General features: G+C 34.4%; 18 protein-coding genes and 1 pseudogene. 13 read left to right on the top strand and 6 right to left on the bottom strand.

Annotation, left to right across the window (positions count from 1 at the left end; genetic code table 11):
* Window positions 1–142: 142 nt before the first annotated feature.
* The gene (locus BAQ46_RS11340; RefSeq protein ID WP_001186942.1) at window positions 143–1,600 is read left to right on the top strand and encodes an MFS transporter; all 1,458 of its coding nucleotides are present in this window, start codon (window positions 143–145) and stop codon (window positions 1,598–1,600) included.
* Window positions 1,601–1,656: 56 nt separating this feature from the next.
* Here BAQ46_RS11340 and BAQ46_RS11345 read toward each other — a convergent pair whose 3' ends face one another.
* The 3 genes from BAQ46_RS11345 to BAQ46_RS11355 are packed head-to-tail and all read right to left on the bottom strand — an operon-like array spanning window position 1,657 to window position 4,830.
* Window positions 1,657–2,766: a DUF4018 domain-containing protein gene (locus BAQ46_RS11345; protein WP_071741942.1), complete on the bottom strand. Its 1,110-nt coding sequence runs from the start codon at window positions 2,764–2,766 to the stop codon at window positions 1,657–1,659.
* Window positions 2,741–3,904 (bottom strand): DUF58 domain-containing protein, encoded by a 1,164-nt coding sequence (locus BAQ46_RS11350; RefSeq protein WP_001014372.1) that lies wholly within the window; start codon window positions 3,902–3,904, stop codon window positions 2,741–2,743. The genes BAQ46_RS11345 and BAQ46_RS11350 overlap by 26 nt, the downstream gene beginning before the upstream one ends.
* On the bottom strand, window positions 3,901–4,830 hold the full coding sequence (locus tag BAQ46_RS11355) for an AAA family ATPase (protein ID WP_071741943.1): 930 nt from the start codon (window positions 4,828–4,830) through the stop codon (window positions 3,901–3,903). The genes BAQ46_RS11350 and BAQ46_RS11355 overlap by 4 nt, the downstream gene beginning before the upstream one ends.
* Window positions 4,831–5,036: 206 nt before the next feature.
* Here BAQ46_RS11355 and BAQ46_RS11360 point away from each other — a divergent pair, with 206 nt between their 5' ends.
* Both BAQ46_RS11360 and BAQ46_RS11365 read left to right on the top strand, forming a co-directional pair.
* Window positions 5,037–5,354 carry a PadR family transcriptional regulator gene (locus BAQ46_RS11360; RefSeq protein ID WP_001092642.1) on the top strand — a complete coding sequence of 106 codons (318 nt, stop codon included), beginning with the start codon at window positions 5,037–5,039 and terminating at the stop codon, window positions 5,352–5,354.
* A 7-nt stretch (window positions 5,355–5,361) separates the two neighbouring features.
* Window positions 5,362–5,898: a DUF2812 domain-containing protein gene (locus tag BAQ46_RS11365; protein WP_000448674.1), complete on the top strand. Its 537-nt coding sequence runs from the start codon at window positions 5,362–5,364 to the stop codon at window positions 5,896–5,898.
* 337 nt (window positions 5,899–6,235) lie between these two features.
* Here the strand turns inward: BAQ46_RS11365 and BAQ46_RS11370 are convergent, their stop codons facing one another.
* Window positions 6,236–6,481 (bottom strand): hypothetical protein, encoded by a 246-nt coding sequence (locus tag BAQ46_RS11370; protein WP_000433609.1) that lies wholly within the window; start codon window positions 6,479–6,481, stop codon window positions 6,236–6,238.
* Window positions 6,482–6,764: 283 nt separating this feature from the next.
* On the opposite strand from BAQ46_RS11370, the pseudogene BAQ46_RS11375 reads away from it, so the two are divergent.
* The 8 genes and pseudogenes from BAQ46_RS11375 (at window position 6,765) to BAQ46_RS11410 (ending at window position 12,074) form a co-directional block, all read left to right on the top strand.
* Window positions 6,765–7,149: pseudogene (locus BAQ46_RS11375) on the top strand (VOC family protein).
* A 14-nt stretch (window positions 7,150–7,163) separates the two neighbouring features.
* The gene (locus BAQ46_RS11380) at window positions 7,164–7,706 is read left to right on the top strand and encodes a GNAT family N-acetyltransferase (protein ID WP_071741944.1); all 543 of its coding nucleotides are present in this window, start codon (window positions 7,164–7,166) and stop codon (window positions 7,704–7,706) included.
* Window positions 7,706–8,287, top strand: a complete 582-nt coding sequence (locus tag BAQ46_RS11385; protein ID WP_000107742.1) for a kinase — start codon at window positions 7,706–7,708, stop codon at window positions 8,285–8,287. The genes BAQ46_RS11380 and BAQ46_RS11385 overlap by 1 nt, the downstream gene beginning before the upstream one ends.
* 162 nt (window positions 8,288–8,449) lie before the next feature.
* On the top strand, window positions 8,450–9,184 hold the full coding sequence (locus BAQ46_RS11390) for a response regulator transcription factor (protein ID WP_071741945.1): 735 nt from the start codon (window positions 8,450–8,452) through the stop codon (window positions 9,182–9,184).
* On the top strand, window positions 9,184–10,500 hold the full coding sequence (locus BAQ46_RS11395; protein WP_061130954.1) for a GHKL domain-containing protein: 1,317 nt from the start codon (window positions 9,184–9,186) through the stop codon (window positions 10,498–10,500). The genes BAQ46_RS11390 and BAQ46_RS11395 overlap by 1 nt, the downstream gene beginning before the upstream one ends.
* Window positions 10,501–10,589: 89 nt before the next feature.
* On the top strand, window positions 10,590–11,273 hold the full coding sequence (locus tag BAQ46_RS11400; RefSeq protein WP_001013699.1) for a YhfC family intramembrane metalloprotease: 684 nt from the start codon (window positions 10,590–10,592) through the stop codon (window positions 11,271–11,273).
* Window positions 11,270–11,656 carry a DUF3887 domain-containing protein gene (locus tag BAQ46_RS11405; protein ID WP_001230587.1) on the top strand — a complete coding sequence of 129 codons (387 nt, stop codon included), beginning with the start codon at window positions 11,270–11,272 and terminating at the stop codon, window positions 11,654–11,656. The genes BAQ46_RS11400 and BAQ46_RS11405 overlap by 4 nt, the downstream gene beginning before the upstream one ends.
* A 106-nt stretch (window positions 11,657–11,762) precedes the next feature.
* Window positions 11,763–12,074 carry a hypothetical protein gene (locus tag BAQ46_RS11410; RefSeq protein ID WP_071741946.1) on the top strand — a complete coding sequence of 104 codons (312 nt, stop codon included), beginning with the start codon at window positions 11,763–11,765 and terminating at the stop codon, window positions 12,072–12,074.
* A gap of 40 nt (window positions 12,075–12,114) precedes the next feature.
* Here the strand turns inward: BAQ46_RS11410 and BAQ46_RS11415 are convergent, their stop codons facing one another.
* Window positions 12,115–12,330: a helix-turn-helix domain-containing protein gene (locus tag BAQ46_RS11415; RefSeq protein ID WP_000974621.1), complete on the bottom strand. Its 216-nt coding sequence runs from the start codon at window positions 12,328–12,330 to the stop codon at window positions 12,115–12,117.
* 10 nt (window positions 12,331–12,340) lie between these two features.
* The gene (locus BAQ46_RS11420; protein ID WP_000809098.1) at window positions 12,341–12,823 is read right to left on the bottom strand and encodes a DUF2975 domain-containing protein; all 483 of its coding nucleotides are present in this window, start codon (window positions 12,821–12,823) and stop codon (window positions 12,341–12,343) included.
* Between the two features lie 267 nt (window positions 12,824–13,090).
* Between BAQ46_RS11420 and BAQ46_RS11425 the strand changes: the two genes are divergently transcribed.
* Together BAQ46_RS11425 and BAQ46_RS11430 are read left to right on the top strand one after the other, a co-directional pair.
* The gene (locus BAQ46_RS11425) at window positions 13,091–14,764 is read left to right on the top strand and encodes an alkaline phosphatase (protein ID WP_071741947.1); all 1,674 of its coding nucleotides are present in this window, start codon (window positions 13,091–13,093) and stop codon (window positions 14,762–14,764) included.
* A gap of 261 nt (window positions 14,765–15,025) precedes the next feature.
* Window positions 15,026–17,410, top strand: a complete 2,385-nt coding sequence (locus BAQ46_RS11430; RefSeq protein ID WP_071741948.1) for an immune inhibitor A domain-containing protein — start codon at window positions 15,026–15,028, stop codon at window positions 17,408–17,410.
* Window positions 17,411–17,468: the final 58 nt, after the last annotated feature.

Raw genomic sequence — 17,468 nt, forward strand, 5'->3', positions numbered from 1 at the left:
CATTGGACAAATAATTAATTATGTGAAACAATAATAACAGATAAGGAGACGTTAATTTTCCTTAAGTGCTTCGAATTAATTTTATTCAATAAGAGAAGGTGTGCTTAAAGAAGTTAAATTAAATAAGGAGCTGTTTTATTATATGCAACAAAATAATGATTTAAATTTTGAACCTCAAGACGTTAATATTGTCAATCCTAAACAAGCCAGGAAAGCAGTCGTTGCTACTGGTATAGGGAACGCAATGGAGTGGTTTGACTTCGGATTATACGCGTATTTAGCGGTAATTTTAAGTCAATTATTCTTCTCAGGTGTTGATAATAGTGGATTGCAACTTGTACTTACATTCGGTACATTTGCAGCGGCCTTCCTCGTTCGACCAATCGGAGGTGTATTCTTTGGTAGAATAGGAGATAAGTACGGCCGAAAAATCGTGTTAAGTACTACTATTATTTTAATGGCACTTTCTACATTATTCATCGCATTACTACCAACCTATGAACAAATTGGTGTATGGGCACCAATACTACTTTTAGTTGCCCGAATGATTCAAGGCTTCTCTACAGGCGGCGAATATTCAGGAGCAATGGTTTATATCGCAGAATCTTCTCCAGATAAAAAGCGTGGTATACTCGGTAGTGGTCTTGAAATTGGAACACTCTCAGGTTACATTGCTGCATCGGTAATTGTTACCATTTTGACGTTATTGTTAACAGATGAACAAATGCTCAGCTGGGGCTGGCGTATTCCTTTCTTAATAGCTGCACCAATTGGTTTGGTCGGTTTATACTTACGCCGTCATTTAGATGAATCTCCCATCTTTGAAGAGATGGAAAAAGCACAAGAGGAATCTGAAGACAATGAACAATTTTCATTTATGGATATTATGAAATATCACAAAAAAGACTTCTTATTAAGCACAGTAATTGTCGCCTTCTTTAATATTACAAATTATATGATTCTTTCGTATATTCCTTCTTATCTAACTCAAGTACTTAAAGTCGAAGAAACAACAGGCTTACTAATTATTTCTATTACGATGGCACTTATGATTCCACTAGCACTATATTTCGGTAAATTAAGTGATAAAATTGGTAATAAACGCGTCGTGCAAATTGGTTTACTTGGTTTAACTGTATTTGCAATTCCAGCATTTTTACTAATAGGTAACGGGCATATTGCAGCTATATTTGCAGGTATTTTCGTATTAGGTTTCTTCCTAAGTGTATATGAAGGAACATTACCTTCATTATTACCATCACTCTTTTTCACTGATGTACGTTACCGAGCACTTTCAATCTCATTTAATATTTCTGTATCGATATTTGGTGGTACAACACCACTTGTATGTTCATACTTAGTTCATGCAACTGGTAACCCGCTTGCACCGGCATTTTATTTAACAGGTGTAAGTATTATTGGATTAGTTGTATTTAGTGTACTATTCGTTACAACATCAGGACGTGCGCTAAAAGGTTCATATCCTACAGTAGAATCGAAAAAAGAAGCACACCAAATTGCTAAAGAAGATCCTGAAGAAACACTTTGGTGGCATGAAGAGTCATTAGAGATTGAAGCAGGGAAAAACGCCTCAATTTAAAAAGTAACGTAGAAGTATAAAAAGACTCCTATGAAAATAGGAGTCTTTTTGTTGTATTATTTTTTCCTTTTCTTTAAATCCTTCTGATACATGTAAAGCTTATGAATTTCATCCTTAAATTCCTGCAAAAGTACGATGTTTTCCTCATTTGAATAACGCACTGTATTATAAGCATTAATAATAATATGACTCTGAATATTTACATCTTCTTCACTATTTATTCTATCTAACCATGCCTCAATAGTTTCTCCTCGATTTCTATTTAAAGGGGGAGTTAACTTACTTTCAAGCTTAAAAATCTCTTTTCGAATTTCGTTATGTGGCGGTTTGTTTCGTTTCAAACGTTTTTGGCTCATTCCTTCTTTATCAGTGATGATAGTAGATTCAAAGACAGGTATATTTGGTAAACTGAATTGTTTTCGTTTTTTTATTATTTTCCAAACGACATAAATAGCAATGAGTGTACAAACTAATATGGTAATGCTATTTATAAGAGTTGGATCAAAAGAACGTGGCTCCAAATCATCCTTAATTGTAGGGTCTTTTAGATTTCCTTTATTCGACCAAAAATCATCTGTTTCTTTTAACACGGCTGCTGAAAATAATGGATTGATAGCGTATCCGAACCCTAATGCAACTGCTTCTATGATAAATGAAAAAACAAGCCGAATGAAAGGAAACACTTGAATAAGTACTATACTCATTACACCAATCGTAATGATAGAAGCGAAACGTAATAACTGTTGATTCCGATTTGCCCCGGTTAACCAAAATGTAATCATAATGTGTATAACTAATAGTAATAGTTTCCCGAGTGGTGGAAAAGGCGCATAAAATATAGCTGAAACACCAAACCAAACAATACCACCTAACGATTTTTGAACTGGGTATCCTGGTCCAACTACATGTACGATAAAGAAGAAAAGCGGTAACATAATTGTGCCAAATAGAGAGAACGGGAGAAAGATAGAACAACCGATTATTTGAGTCATTAACAGTATGACAAATTCTGTTGTTTTTTTCTTCGTGAATGTATGGATTAGAAATACACCAATATAGCTTAGTGCTAAAAATATAGCAATAGCAACAAGTTCGTCCCTTTCTGTTAATAACGAAAGGAGGAGCAGCAGAATAAAGTCATTAACGTGATAGAGCCAAATTTTCAAGCTTTTCCACCATCCCTTCGTTATTTATGAGAAACGTAGGTTGCGATAGAAGAGAGAGGTCATTCTTCTGCAAGCCAATGTAAATCATCGTAGACGATCGTTCTCCTTTTCTATTTGTATAATGGAGAAATCCTTGTTTCGGAATTAATGTGCTATCGTCTGAAATACGTGCCAATTCCTCTAAAGCTTTTGCGTAATGTGTTTGCCCTTCATTTAATGGTAAGTGCAGAGGACCACCTTCAGCTAATATACTAATAAATAATTCAAACGGTATTTGATGCTTCGTAGCATATTGACAAATGTATGTTGCAAATGAAATAAGATCTTCTATATTATCTTTCCAACCAAACCCGCGATCAGCAGCTAAAGAAAGACAGATTGTCCAACTATAATTTTTTACAGGTTCATATTGCTTCGCCTGTAATTCCTGCATTTTAGCAGATGCTTTCCAATGAATAGAACGGAAAGACTCACGTTCATATCGTTTCACACCAATAATAGATGTTTCATCATTGTAAAAAGAAAAATTCGTTCGATAAGATCCATTTAAAAGTTGCTGAAGTTCTTGCAAACCTGCTACTTCTTTAGGAGAAGGGTACACAATAATTTCAGTTCTTAATTTATCAAATACAGGTAAATGTACAGATAATAAATGAAAAGGATCTTTCAAAACACATTCGAACTGTTCAATTTGAAACACGCCACGCTTCGTTGCAGTTAATGATAAATCCCATTTTTGCGCTGAATGAGCAGGTTGTGAAAATGGGAAAGAGAATAGTGTTTTTGATATTTGTTCAATTCCTTGATCTTTATTCGGTAGTAGGGACGGGTCTAAATGAAAATAACAAACACCGTTAACGAGTGGTATGTTTGCTCCATTTTTTAAATGAATAAAAAACTGTCCAGATTCATTAGGAAATAAACGAGTTGTTTGTTTCTCGTTTAGCACTTGAAACTGTTTCTCTATATATGCGACATATTTATAAATGAAAATCGCAAATAAATAGTAGAAGAAAAAGAAAAACATAATGATTCGTTGCGGCATAAAAAATGTAAATAGTATCGCGCCTGGAACAGATAGTTGAATAATATGAAGTTGAAAAAATAAAGGTACAGTTACAACGCGCTGTCCATTCATGTTTGCTCAATCTCCACTGGTACGTCAACCTCTTTTAAAATCTTTTGCATCATTTCATTTTTTGTCGTACGTAATGCGCCTTCCATTGATAAGATGATACGGTGATTCCAAACAGAAGGAACTAACAATTGTAAATCTTCTGGTGTGCAATATTCTCTCCCGCGTAAAAAGGCTAGCGCTTGAACTGCACGTACTAAAGCAAGTGTGGCACGCGGACTTACACCGTTAGCGATATAATCATGATTTCTTGTAGCATGAGCAAGTTTAATAATGTAATGTTCTAACGGTTCTGATACGAAAATCTCTTTTACTCGTTTCTGTGCCTCTAAAATATCATCTAAAGTAATAACAGATGTGACACTTTCTAGTGGTGCATCGTTACGAAAACGTCGCATCATTTGTAGTTCATCTTCAGAATTCGGATAACCTATAGAAATTGTCATTAAAAAGCGATCAAGCTGTGCATCTGGAAGAGGGAACGTCCCTTGTGATTCAATTGGATTTTGCGTCGCAATAACAAAGAACGGTTTTGGAAGAGGAGTTGACTGCTTTTCAAGCGTCACTTGTCGTTCTTCCATCGCTTCTAATAAACTAGACTGTGTTCTCGGCATTGCACGGTTAATTTCATCTGCCAGTAGAATGTTTGCCACGACTGGTCCGAGTCTTAACTCGAATTCGCTCGTTTTCGGATTGAAATATTCAATACCTGTCACATCACTCGGAAGTACATCCGGTGTAAATTGAACGCGAGAAAAATTACCACCAATACTTTTTGAAAGTGTTTTCGCAAGTAACGTTTTCCCAGTACCAGGTACATCCTCAAGAAGTACATGACCGTCAGCAAGCAAGGAAACAATTAATAGATCTATAACATTTTCTTTACCTACAAAAACTGATCCTATATTTTCCTTCAATTTATTTATCATATGTATCATTCCTTTCAAAATATAAACGGATATTTCTATATTTTAACAAATTATTCAGAAAATTTATATGATTTTTCAATTCAAAGAAATAAATATTCAATTATTAAATTATACTCTTGCATATTTTGGAGTGTGAATATATAATATCGGTATACGATGTATCGAGAGTCGATATATCATGAGGCGATGTATCGGAGGTGGTTATAATGAATACGAAAGCGAGAAAATATATTCCGTTAACTGAGGCGACATATTACATACTGTTATCACTAGTGAAACCAATGCACGGTTATGGAATTATGCAAATGGTAGAAGAGATGACAAATGGAGAAGTAAAGCTCGGTCCTGGAACTTTATACGGGAATACGACGAAGTTATTAAAAGAGAAATTAATTGTTGAAGTTGCCTCAACAGATAGAAAGAAGTGCTATGAGTTAACGCCACTTGGTAAAGAAGTATTAGAGCTAGAGTATAACAGGTTGCAACGATCTGTAAGGAATGGGAATAGTATATTAGGGGAGTGAATGGAAGATGGAGACAAAAAGGGTATTCAAATTTTTTATGGCATGGAATTTAGAAAAAGAAGAAGCTTTTTTACGAAAGATGCATCAGCAAGGTTGGGCATTACAAAAATATAATTTAATGTATACGTTTCAGAAAACGGAGCCAAAAGATGTAATGTACAAAGCTGATTTTAGATTGGTTTATAGAGATTCGAAAGAACAACAACAAGAATATTTCGAAATATACGAAATGTCAGGTTGGAAACGCGTAACAAGTTTCACAAGATGGAATTATTTTTGTAAAGAAGTAGAAGAAGTAAATGAATTGCCTGATATTTACTCAGAAAAGGAGACGAGGATACAAAAACTAAATGAATTATTGTTATTCCTTGTTATTATATCAGCAAGTTTATTACCATCAATGTATAATCTGTTTTTAAGCCCGATGGAATCAAGAGTGCCAATGTGGGCGAAAGTTATGACCGGTCTTACAGGTGGTATGTGGATGTACTTCTTTATAAGACTTTCTTGGAAAATCAAGAAATTAAAAAGTGAAATATTATAATAAAAAGTGGAGTTTAAAAGAAGTTGATTTTGTAAAGAGGTAATTAATGGGAATCAACTTCTTTTGTTTCTATATAATCGTATTTTTGCTCACTCTTTTTTATATAATAAAAATCTATATGAAGGCATAAAATTAACAATATCAAAGCCGCAATAATTTACCCTGAAAATAATAAATGAAGAAAAAAGATTCATATTGAGGATCAAAAAATAAAAGATGACTAAAAAGATGTGGGGTGTAACTTATAATAAGGAAGAAACACGTTTTTTATTAAAGTATAAAACGAAAAAATCCCTTATAGAAAAATCTATTTCTACAAGGGATAATCATGTTTTTATTAGAAAGACTGATTTTGAGCAGGTTTAATAAATTGTTCAGGATTTTCAACAAGCCCACATACAGCGCATTGGACTCTGTAAGTAGGTCCTTGATAGGCCATATGAAAAGCATTCATCGTTTCATTTGTATATTCTTCTTCTACTTGACCAGTTTGTGGATTTAATTTGACTGGTTTTACTTGTTGCTCAAGAATATTAAAGCGAGTGCGGTTCGTTTTACAACTTGGACATAGCATTGGTTCCATATGTATACACCTCCATTTGTAGCATTTCTTAAACTCATTAATTTTATGCAAGCGAAAAAACTTTCTCAATATAAATAGGTGTTTAATGTATTTAAAATTCAGAAAAAATAAAATATAATAAGAGTACGAACTGGTTATGTCCAAACCAAATCTCCTGTTTTATGCCAATAAGCTGGGAGGCCGAGAAATCGGCCTCATTTTTTTGTGCTCGTTACTATAGGAAACAAGGTTTTTATGAGACTTTTGTCGAAATTTTAGGGATGGATATAAAGGGGGATGTAAAATGAATTTGAAAATGAAGTACATCATTTTATATGTAGAAAAGTTTGAGGAATGTTTAAAATTCTATAAAGATATTTTACAGTTACCTATAAAATCAGAGCACGGTACATATATTGAATTTAATACGGGATCTACAATATTAGCAATGAATACGCGGCAAGATGTGAAAGAATTAACAGGATTACCACTTACAGAAGGCGAGTTACAATCTTCTCATTTTGAATTAGGATTCGTTGTCAAAAAATGTACAAGAAACGATTGAGCAACTTAGAGAACAAGGTATTACGGTTTTAGTTGAACCAATTGTAAAGCCGTGGGGGCAAACCATTGCATATATTGCTGATCCAGATGGAAATTATATTGAAATTTGCAGTTCATTAGAATAGAAGGAGAAAAAGAGATGGGATTTCCGAAACTAGAAACAGAACGTTTACAATTAAGAGAACTAACACTGTTAGATGCAGAAACGATGTTCCATTATTTTTCAAAAGAATCTGTAATACGTTATTTCGGAATGGATTCTTTCGAAAATATTGAGCAAGCGAAAACAACGATTCAAACGTTTAAAAATCGTTATGAAGAGGGAAGTGTATTTCGCTGGGGAATAGAGAAAAAGGGGACGGGCCAATTAATCGGAACGTGCGGTTTTCATTTAATTAACCATCATCATAAGCGAGCTGAAATTGGTTATGAATTAGACGATACATATTGGGGACAAGGATACGCTTCGGAAGCGTTACAGGCGATTTTAGCTTACGGGTTTGAAACGTTGCAACTTATAAGAATTGCTGCTGTTGTATATGTAGAGAATAAAGCTTCTCAAAAATTATTAAGTAAAGCAGGATTTCAAGAAGAAGGATTACTTCGAAAACATATGATTCAAAATAGAGTTGCGCATGATACGATTTTATATTCTTTATTAAAAGAAGAGTGGAAGAAATAATGAGTACGAGTGAATTGATAAATGTTATGAAGAAGCATAAAGAAAATAGGTTCATTTTAGGTATAGATGGTTTAAGTCGTTCAGGAAAAACAACATTTGTTGCAAATTTAAAGGAAAATATGAAACAGGAAAGCATTCCGTTTCATATTTTTCATATTGATGATCATATAGTGGAGCGTAATAAACGCTATGATACCGGATTTGAAGAATGGTATGAGTATTATTATTTGCAATGGGATATTGAGTGGCTTCGGCAAAAGTTTTTTCAAAAGTTACAAAATGAAACGAGACTGAAATTACCGTTCTATAATGATGAGGTAGACTCATGTGAAATGAAGAAAGTACAGATTCCCATAGTAGGCGTAATTGTAATTGAAGGTGTTTTTCTACAGCGAAAAGAATGGAGAGATTTCTTTCATTATATGGTGTACTTGGATTGTCCAAGAGAGACAAGATTTCTACGCGAGAGTAAGAAAACACAGAAAAACCTTTCAAAGTTTGAGAATAGGTATTGGAAAGCAGAGGATTATTACTTAGAAACGGAATTGCCGAAGGATTGGGCGGATTTAGTTATAAATTGATTTGAAGAAAACCTCAACTTTTTGTTTGAAAAGTTGAGGTTTCTCTATGTAATAGCAGATTAATTATTTCAATTAATGAGAAGGAGAATATTATTATAATTTGAATTATATATTTATAGATAAATCTATAGATGAAAAGATTTCAATAAAGCGAGTGATTACATGAGTATTTTCATTTTAGAAGACGATGTCATACAAGCACAGCAAATGAAGCGGTTAGTTGAAGAGATTTGTGAGAAATATATGTTGCCTTTTGATTTTATTGAGGTGACTAGTAAAGGTGAGAATATTATTACTAATATTCCGAAGGCGAAGTATGTCCCAATCTATTTTTTAGATATAGAGATTAAAAGGGAAGAGCGTAAAGGGTTACAAGTAGCACAAGAGATACGAAAGTATGATACGCAAGGAATTATCGTGTTTGTAACGACGCATTCTGAATTTGCACCTATTTCATATCAATACATGGTATCAGCTTTAACTTTTATTGATAAAGGGTTGCCATACGAGGAGAGATATAAAGTTTTTGAACAATGTTTACTTCAATATGAAGCAAGAAATAAGCATATTATTCCGTCGGATGACTTTATCGTTGCAAATAGTAATGCCACTGTGCGGGTTCCTTTTCATGAAGTTGAATATGTTATGACTGATGAACCGCACCGGTTAGCATTAGTGACGTTAGATCGAATCGTTTATTTTTATGGAGCATTAAAGGAGATAGAAATAATAGATGAACGTTTATTTCGTTGCCATCAGTCATATATCGTGAATACGAAGCAAATGTCTTCTTACGATGCGAAACAAAAAATGATAGTTTTAAAAAGCGGGAAACGCATTCCAGTGTCACGGCGTTTAGTGAGTAAAGTACGTAACATGTTAAAGGGTGAGATGTAATGTATATTTATGATTTATTTGCAATACTGCTTACTAGTATGTGTCATACGTTTTTATATATACAATTAATCCGATACAACAGATTGTCAGTTAGAATGTTAATAGCTTTAAGTACGGTATTCATTATTTTACTTGCTATTGTCGTAACAGTAACGAGATATCCAGAATTGAATAGTACGATTGTGTTATTTTTAATAAGTTTAGGATTAATGCAAAATGAATTGAAATTTAAGCATAATGTATATTTTGCACTGGTGAGTATGGTGATTATAACGTTAGTGAAAATGTTGCTATTAGATTTAGGGATGAAAATCTTTATGTTAACGCCATTCAATTTATATTTATGGACAGGTAGTATTATTCATCTTATCGTATCAATCCTTACTTTTATCGGTATTTTAGTAGCGCGAAAAAGAATTCAAAAAATCGCTCAATATATAGTAAGTAGTCCGTTATACTATGTAACTTATATATTATTAATGATCGGGTTTATTATTGAATTAATTTTAACTCAGCCGTCAACTGAGTTTTTAGCAAAAATAAATCAACAATACAGTGAAGTAAGTTATAATTCAGCGATTATTATTTTTTTATTATTACTAATCATCGTACTAATAAGCTCACATTTATCGAAAGAAAAGTTACGAGAAGAGCATGAAAAACGTTTAGATAAAGAGTTATTAGATTATGTGGAAAAATTAGAGGATATGCATGATGAGCTTGCTAGTTTTCGTCATGATTATATGAATGTATTACTATCGTTAGAAGAAGGAATACGTACAAAAAATGTGAAAGAAATTGAGCAAGTGTACTACGATGTTATTGCTCCCACATTAAAAACAATAAATGATCATGAACTTGATATCGCAAAATTATCTCGCATACAAATTCCTGAAGTAAGAAGTGTATTAAGAGCAAAAGTTAGCACTGCTCAGCAGCAACAAATAAAAGTAATGCTTGATATACCAGAGAACATTGAAAGTGTTTCGATGACGATTATTTCATTTATTCGTATCATTTCAGTTTTAGTAGATAATGCAATTGAGGAAGCAGTATGTAGTGAGGAAAAGATATTACAAATCGCATTCTTTGAAATGGATTCACGACAATATTTTATCGTGCGTAATAGTTCAAAGGGTGAAGCGATTGATTTACAAAAAATTTATGAGAAAAACCATTCAAGTAAAGAAGGTGCTAGAGGGTACGGGCTATTTTCGTTAAAACGAATCATAAATAAAACAAATAATGCGACGTTAGAAACAACTTATGTAAGTCCTTATTTCACACAAACATTTATATTAAATGAGATGAAATGACCATCTATGATGAAAAGGAAACCGAATAAGAAATAACTACATACTTTCTTCACTCAATTTTATACACTTCAAGTAAGAGGTGAAGCGAGATGAATGGTCTTATTTTTACAACAATGATTAGCTTTGGTTTACCGCTTATAGCACTTTTATATGCTTTTTGGAAGAAACGCTATATTCCATATATGTTAGGTATATTGGCTTTTGTTGTATCACAAATATTGATTCGCATACCAATGCTAAATTATTTAAATGGAACTAGCACAGATTTTCAAATGTTTTCTGTTATGCAGCCTATACTATTTGCAGTTTTGCTTAGTATATCAGCTGGAATTTTTGAAGAGATAGCTCGTTTTATCGCAATGCGTTATTTTATGAAGCAACGAGATTGGCAGTCTGGTTTTTTATTTGGAGCAGGGCATGGTGGTATTGAGGCGGTGTTGATAGTCGGTATCCCAGTAATATCCCTATTATTATCACAAACAGTCATTCAAAATGGTGACAGTTATTATCTCGGTGGTATTGAACGCATCTTTGCGATGGTATTGCATGTTGGGCTTTCTTTCATTGTATTGCAAGCTGTTGTCCAAAAGAAATTTCGTTATGTTGTATATGCAATTCTCATCCATGGGACTGTAAATGCATTAGCTGGCATTATATCGCTATATGTGCCAGGGAAAAGCGGGATTATTATGTCAGAAGTTTCAATAGCAATTTTTGCGTTACTCACTTTTAGTTATAGTTTCATTTTAAAAAGAAAGGGTGTATTCAAATGAGAAAAATGTTACTTATTATTATAAGTGCTATCGCGGTGTTTGCACTTGTAGCATGTACCGGTAATAAAGTAGATGAAAGTACGTCTAAAAAAATTATTTCAAAAGCGGAAGGAATTGTATCATTATTAAATGAGGCAAAATATAAAGAAGTGCATGAAAAATTTGATAGTAAAATGAAAGCTGGATTACCAGAAGAAAAAATGAAAGATCTTACACCTGTAATTGAGAAAGCTGGTACATTTGAAAAAATTGAAAAACAATCGATTGAAGAAAAAGATGGTTTATATACGGTTATTCTTGTAGCGAAGTACAGTAAAGAACAACGTACCTTTATTATTACTTATAATGACAAAGAAGAAATCGCAGGTTTATTTATTAAATAAAAAAGAGATACAGCGGAAGTTCCGCTGTATCTCTTTTTTTGTTTTAACCAAATTATGGTTATTTGTGCTACTATGAACTTATAGCTATATAGAAGGGGGGATTAGTATGAAAACTGAAATAGGTCCTAAAAAGAAGTACAGTATAATAAGCTACATATGTTTACTCATCGGCATTTTATGTTTTCTGTTCGTTTTTATAACGCCAACAAGGATAGCGAATGCAGGTAATATAGTGGGAGATTATATTACAGTTGCCCTGACAGTTGCAGGTATCATACTTTCTATCATTACAATGACGAAAAAAACAGAGAAGAAGGGGATTGCTATTCTTTCGTTAATACTGTCCTCATCATTTTTTATATTTTGGATCATCGCAATTATTTTATTGTTTACTGGTCAAATTAGTTTTGCGCCGTAATGTGCAATAAAAAGAGTCCTTCTCGTATGAAGGACTCTTTTTATTCGCTTTCTTCTGGTTGATATTCTAAAATATCCCCAGGTTGGCATTCTAATGCTTTACAAATGGCTTCTAAAGTTGAAAAACGGACTGCTTTTGCTTTACCATTTTTCAAGATCGAAAGGTTAGCCATTGTAATTCCAACCTTCTCCGAAAGCTCTGTTACACTCATTTTTCTTTTCGCTAACATTACATCAATATTAATAATAATTGCCATTTTATTCACCTCAGACCGTTAAATCATTTTCTGATTTTATATCTATCGCATCTTTTAATAGTCTTTGGAGAACGGCAGCAAAGACCGCGATTACCATTGAAGCAAAAATTATAATCATTCCAATAACAATAATACCAGGGGCGTCATCTCTCTCTGCCACAAGATAGAAAAGTGGCATACCTAATACATATAATACACTAATGGCTAGTGCGCTGTACTTAATATTTTTTAAAGCTTTAACAGACAACTCTGAGAATGCGTTGTTTTTATCAATATAGTTTAAAAGTTTGAATGTTTGATACAGCGCAAAGTAATAAGGTATTGCTGTTGCGTATAAGTTGATAAATACAAGATATTTAATATATGCAATATCAGGATATAATTCTGCGGCGAAGTTTCCTATTTTAGGAACTAAAAAAATGCACATAGCAAGAACAGGGATACCCATTAGAATCACAGCTGTCTTTAGGAAGAGTGTTGATCCTTGTTTCATAAAAAGCACCTCATTTATTTAATATCTTATTAATTTACCACGAAATTTATTGTTAAACAATAAATTTTTATTTAATTTAATTGGGGATTTATTGTTTAACAAGTTAATAATGAAAAATCTTCTTTATAAGATAGATGAACTATACCGAGATGTAATGAATAAGAAAGTTACTATTGTTAGCTTTAGAAAAATTGGGAACTAATAAAACATATGTAGGCAGTCAGAATTTTGTATGTAAATGAATGTGAAACTAATGGAGGCGCAATCATGTTTGTATTGGGTTTAAAGATGAAGAAGTTACTGTTAGTAGGAACGATAACACTAAGTATGTTATGTACTGAAAGTATGATGGATGATCATACGGTGGAAGCGAAAGTGAAAAAAGTAGAACGCCAACCGAAAAATGTAATCATAATGGTTATGGACGGAACAAGTTCTTCAGCAACCACATTAGCTCGCTTGTATAAAGGGAAACCACTTGCATTAGATGAAATTGTAACAGGAGGAGTTCGTACATATTCGGCGGAATCAGCTATAACAGACTCAGCTCCAGCAGCTACAGCTTTAGCGACGGGGAATAAATCGAATTCAGGATATGTAGGGGTATTACCTACTATTGTGAGTTCACCTGGCTTAAAACCAATAAAAGAAGAGGACAAGTTACGGCCAGTTGCCAATGTTTTAGAAGGTGCCAAACGTACTGGTCGCGCTACTGGAATTGTTGCCACAGCTGAAATTCAGCATGCTACTCCTGCTGGATTCTCCGCTCATCATGTGAATCGTAAAAATTTTGAAGTGATCGCGGAGCAGCAAGTGTATCAAAATATAGATGTCGTATTAGGCGGGGGAAAAGCGGCACTTCTCCCTGTGAAAAGTAGTGGAATTCGAAAAGATGGTGAAGATTTAATAGAAGTAATTCAAAACAAAGGATACGAATTTGTGGAAACGAAAGAGGCATTATTGAAATCTAAATCTAATAAAATTTGGGGCTCTTTTTCACATAATGCCTTAGCGTTTGATATGGACCGAGAAGCAACAAATCCAAAGCAACCAACGCTTTCGCAAATGACGGAAAAAGCAATTGAAACGTTATCAAAAGATAAAGACGGATTCTTTTTATTTGTGGAGGGAAGCAAGCCAGACTGGGCAGCACATGTGAATGATCCAATTGGGATGATTAGTGATGTGTTAGCATTTGATCATGCAGTTGCAGAAGCATTAAGATTTGCAAAAAAAGATGGTAATACGATGCTAATCGCCGTAGCGGACCATGGTAATAGCGGTATTTCTATTGGCAATATGAATACGACAAAAGGTTATAATACTACGCCGGTCTCTGCATATATTGATCCATTGAAAAAAGCGAAAATGACACTTGAAGGGGCTATCAATAATTTGAAATCTGATCTATCCAATGTAGAAGAGGTAGCTAAATTATACGGGTTGGACAATTTAACTTATGATGAAAAAGAAAGGTTAAAAGTGGTTAAAAAGAAAATAGACGTAGGTCCAATTTTCACTACATTATTGGCTAACCGTGCGAACATAGGCTTTACAACAGGAGGTCATACTGGTGAGGATGTATTTTTATATTCATACGGCCCTCAAAAGCCAGTTGGTTTGATTCAAAACACGGACGTTGCAAAGACAATAGCGAAAGCGATGGGCTTTAACTTAGAAGAAGTAACAAACAAATTATTTGTAGAGAGTGAATTAGCTTTTAAGCAGAATGGTGCAACTGTAACAATAGATAAAACTGATGTAGCGAACCCTGTACTCATAGTAAAACATAATAATGTAACAGCTCAATTATTTGTTAACAAAAATATAATTCGTATTAAGAATAAAGATTATGAACTAGGAAGTGTTGTTGTAGAAAGCAATGGTAAGTTCTATGTACCAAAAGAAGCAAGCCGTTTATTCATAAAGCATTCTCTTTAAAAAAATACCAATTCCTTAGCTACTACTTAGGAATTGGCATTTTTTGTGTAGATGAGATTTCACTCGAAAAAAAAGAGGAAAGAGAATCACAAATTCTAGAGTGAACTTCCTGTAAATTTACCTATTTTATGTTTTTCACCCTAGAAAAAATATTTCTCAACATTTTAGCACTTTAAAAAAGATTGAATATTCGTATTATAACGAATATTATATTGCTATCGGCAAAAATCGATAATTTGCAGACACTGGGGAGGAAATACATTGAAAAAGAAAAAGAAATTAAAACCTTTAGCGGTATTAACAACAGCAGCAGTGCTAAGTAGTACGTTTGCTTTTGGAAGTCATGCAGCGTATGCTGATACGCCACCATCTCTACCAATTGATGAGCATTTAATACCAGAGGAACGCTTGGCAGAAGCGCTGAAGCAACGGGGAGTAATCGATCAATCTGCATCACAAGCTGAGACATCAAAGGCTGTCGAAAAATATGTTGAGAAAAAGAAAGGGGAAAACCCTGGAAAAGAAATCTTGACAGGAGATAATCTTACGCAAGAAGCTTCAGATTTTATGAAAAAAGTAAAAGATGCAAAAATGAAGGAAAATGAACAAGCGCAGCAGCCCGAAGTAGGACCAGTAGCTGGGCAAGGTCCAGGATTGAACCCAGGAAAATTAAATGGAAAAGTACCGACTACACCAGCGAAGCAAGCTGAGTACAATGGGGCTGTTCGAAAAGATAAAGTACTTGTATTACTCGTAGAATTTAGCGATTTTAAGCATAATAATATTGATCAAGAATCGGGGTATATGTATTCTAAGGACTTTAATCGTGAACATTATCAAAAAATGTTATTTGGTGATGAGCCATTTACGTTATTTGATGGATCGAAGATTAATACATTTAAACAATATTATGAAGAACAATCTGGCGGAAGCTACACAGTTGATGGAACTGTAACAGAATGGCTTACTGTTCCAGGAAAAGCGTCAGATTATGGTGCTGATGCGGGAACTGGTCATGACAACAAAGGTCCTTTAGGCCCAAAAGATTTTGTGAAAGAAGCATTGAAAGCAGCAGTAGCAAAAGGCATTAATTTAGCTGATTATGATCAATTTGATCAATACGATCAAGATGGTGATGGAAATAAAAATGAGCCAGATGGAATCATTGATCATTTAATGGTAGTACATGCAGGCGTGGGTCAAGAAGCTGGCGGTGGTAAATTGAAAGATGATGCGATTTGGTCTCATCGTTCAAAACTAGGATCGAAGCCATATGCGATTGATGGGACAAAATCTTCTGTTTCGAACTGGGGCGGAAAGATGGCAGCATACGATTATACAATCGAGCCTGAAGACGGAGCGGTTGGTGTGTTTGCACATGAGTATGGTCATGATTTAGGGTTGCCAGATGAATATGATACAAAGTATTCAGGGCAAGGTGAACCAGTTGAATCATGGTCCCTAATGAGCGGCGGTAGCTGGGCTGGAAAAATTGCAGGTACAGAGCCAACAAGTTTCTCACCGCAAAATAAAGAGTTTTTCCAAAAAAATATGAAGGGGAACTGGGCGAATATTGTTGAGGTAGATTATGATAAACTTCGCATGGGAATCGGTACTGCAACGTATGTAGATCAAAGTGTGACAAAATCAAAACGACCAGGAATCATTCGTGTTAACTTGCCAGACAAAGATATAAAAAATATTGAGTCAGCATTTGGTAAGAAGTTTTATTACAGCACGAAAGGAAATGATATTCATACAACACTTGAGACACCAGTATTTGACTTAACGACTGCAACGGATGCCAAGTTCGATTATAAGGCATTTTACGAACTGGAAGCGAAGTATGATTTCCTTGACGTATATGCGATTGCAGAAGATGGAACGAAGACACGCATTGATCGAATGGGCGAAAAAGATGTAAAAGGCGGTATAGATACAACGGATGGTAAGTGGATTGATAAATCATATGATTTAAATCAATTCAAAGGAAAGAAAGTAAAACTGCAATTTGAGTATGTAACAGATATTGCAGTAACATATAAAGGATTTGCGTTAGACAATGCAGCATTAACTGTAGATGGAAAAGTTGTTTTCTCTGATGACGCAGAAGGCCAGCCAGCAATGACGTTAAAAGGATTTACTGTGTCTAACGGATTTGAACAGAAGAAACATAACTACTATATCGAGTGGCGTAATTACGCTGGGTCTGATACTGCATTACAATATGCACGTGGTCCAGTATTTAATACAGGAATGGTTGTATGGTATGCGGATCAAAGCTTTACAGATAACTGGGTAGGCGTTCATCCAGGTGAAGGGTTCCTTGGAGTAGTAGATTCTCATCCAGAGGCACTCGTAGGAACATTAAACGGACAACCTACTGTGAAGAGCAGTACACGTTATCAAATTGCCGATGCGGCATTCTCATTTGATCAAACGCCAGCATGGAAAGTAAATTCACCAACTCGCGGTATCTTTGACTATAAAGGATTACCAGGAGTTGCAAAATTTGATGATTCTAAGCAATACATCAACAGCGTTATTCCAGATGCGGGACGTAAGTTACCTAAACTAGGATTGAAGTTTGAAGTAGTAGGTCAAGCTGAAGACAAGTCTGCAGGTGCAGTTTGGATCCATCGATAAAATGAAATGAAATGAAGAGGAGCTGCCATAAGCCGGTGAAACTGACTTATGGCAGCTC

It is taken from the genome of Bacillus paranthracis, from assembly GCF_001883995.1.
Taxonomy (GTDB): Bacteria; Bacillota; Bacilli; order Bacillales; family Bacillaceae_G; genus Bacillus_A; species Bacillus_A paranthracis.

Bases quoted from the DNA above. Each gene is read 5' to 3' on its own strand.
- BAQ46_RS11340 (WP_001186942.1), top strand. From the start codon at position 143: ATGCAACAAAATAATGATTTAAATTTTGAACCTCAAGACGTTAATATT.
- BAQ46_RS11350 (WP_001014372.1), bottom strand. From the start codon at position 3,904: ATGAATGGACAGCGCGTTGTAACTGTACCTTTATTTTTTCAACTTCAT.
- BAQ46_RS11355 (WP_071741943.1), bottom strand. From the start codon at position 4,830: ATGATAAATAAATTGAAGGAAAATATAGGATCAGTTTTTGTAGGTAAA.
- BAQ46_RS11360 (WP_001092642.1), top strand. From the start codon at position 5,037: ATGAATACGAAAGCGAGAAAATATATTCCGTTAACTGAGGCGACATAT.
- BAQ46_RS11365 (WP_000448674.1), top strand. From the start codon at position 5,362: ATGGAGACAAAAAGGGTATTCAAATTTTTTATGGCATGGAATTTAGAA.
- BAQ46_RS11370 (WP_000433609.1), bottom strand. From the start codon at position 6,481: ATGGAACCAATGCTATGTCCAAGTTGTAAAACGAACCGCACTCGCTTT.
- BAQ46_RS11380 (WP_071741944.1), top strand. From the start codon at position 7,164: ATGGGATTTCCGAAACTAGAAACAGAACGTTTACAATTAAGAGAACTA.
- BAQ46_RS11385 (WP_000107742.1), top strand. From the start codon at position 7,706: ATGAGTACGAGTGAATTGATAAATGTTATGAAGAAGCATAAAGAAAAT.
- BAQ46_RS11390 (WP_071741945.1), top strand. From the start codon at position 8,450: ATGAGTATTTTCATTTTAGAAGACGATGTCATACAAGCACAGCAAATG.
- BAQ46_RS11395 (WP_061130954.1), top strand. From the start codon at position 9,184: ATGTATATTTATGATTTATTTGCAATACTGCTTACTAGTATGTGTCAT.
- BAQ46_RS11400 (WP_001013699.1), top strand. From the start codon at position 10,590: ATGAATGGTCTTATTTTTACAACAATGATTAGCTTTGGTTTACCGCTT.
- BAQ46_RS11405 (WP_001230587.1), top strand. From the start codon at position 11,270: ATGAGAAAAATGTTACTTATTATTATAAGTGCTATCGCGGTGTTTGCA.
- BAQ46_RS11410 (WP_071741946.1), top strand. From the start codon at position 11,763: ATGAAAACTGAAATAGGTCCTAAAAAGAAGTACAGTATAATAAGCTAC.
- BAQ46_RS11415 (WP_000974621.1), bottom strand. From the start codon at position 12,330: ATGGCAATTATTATTAATATTGATGTAATGTTAGCGAAAAGAAAAATG.
- BAQ46_RS11420 (WP_000809098.1), bottom strand. From the start codon at position 12,823: ATGAAACAAGGATCAACACTCTTCCTAAAGACAGCTGTGATTCTAATG.
- BAQ46_RS11425 (WP_071741947.1), top strand. From the start codon at position 13,091: ATGTTTGTATTGGGTTTAAAGATGAAGAAGTTACTGTTAGTAGGAACG.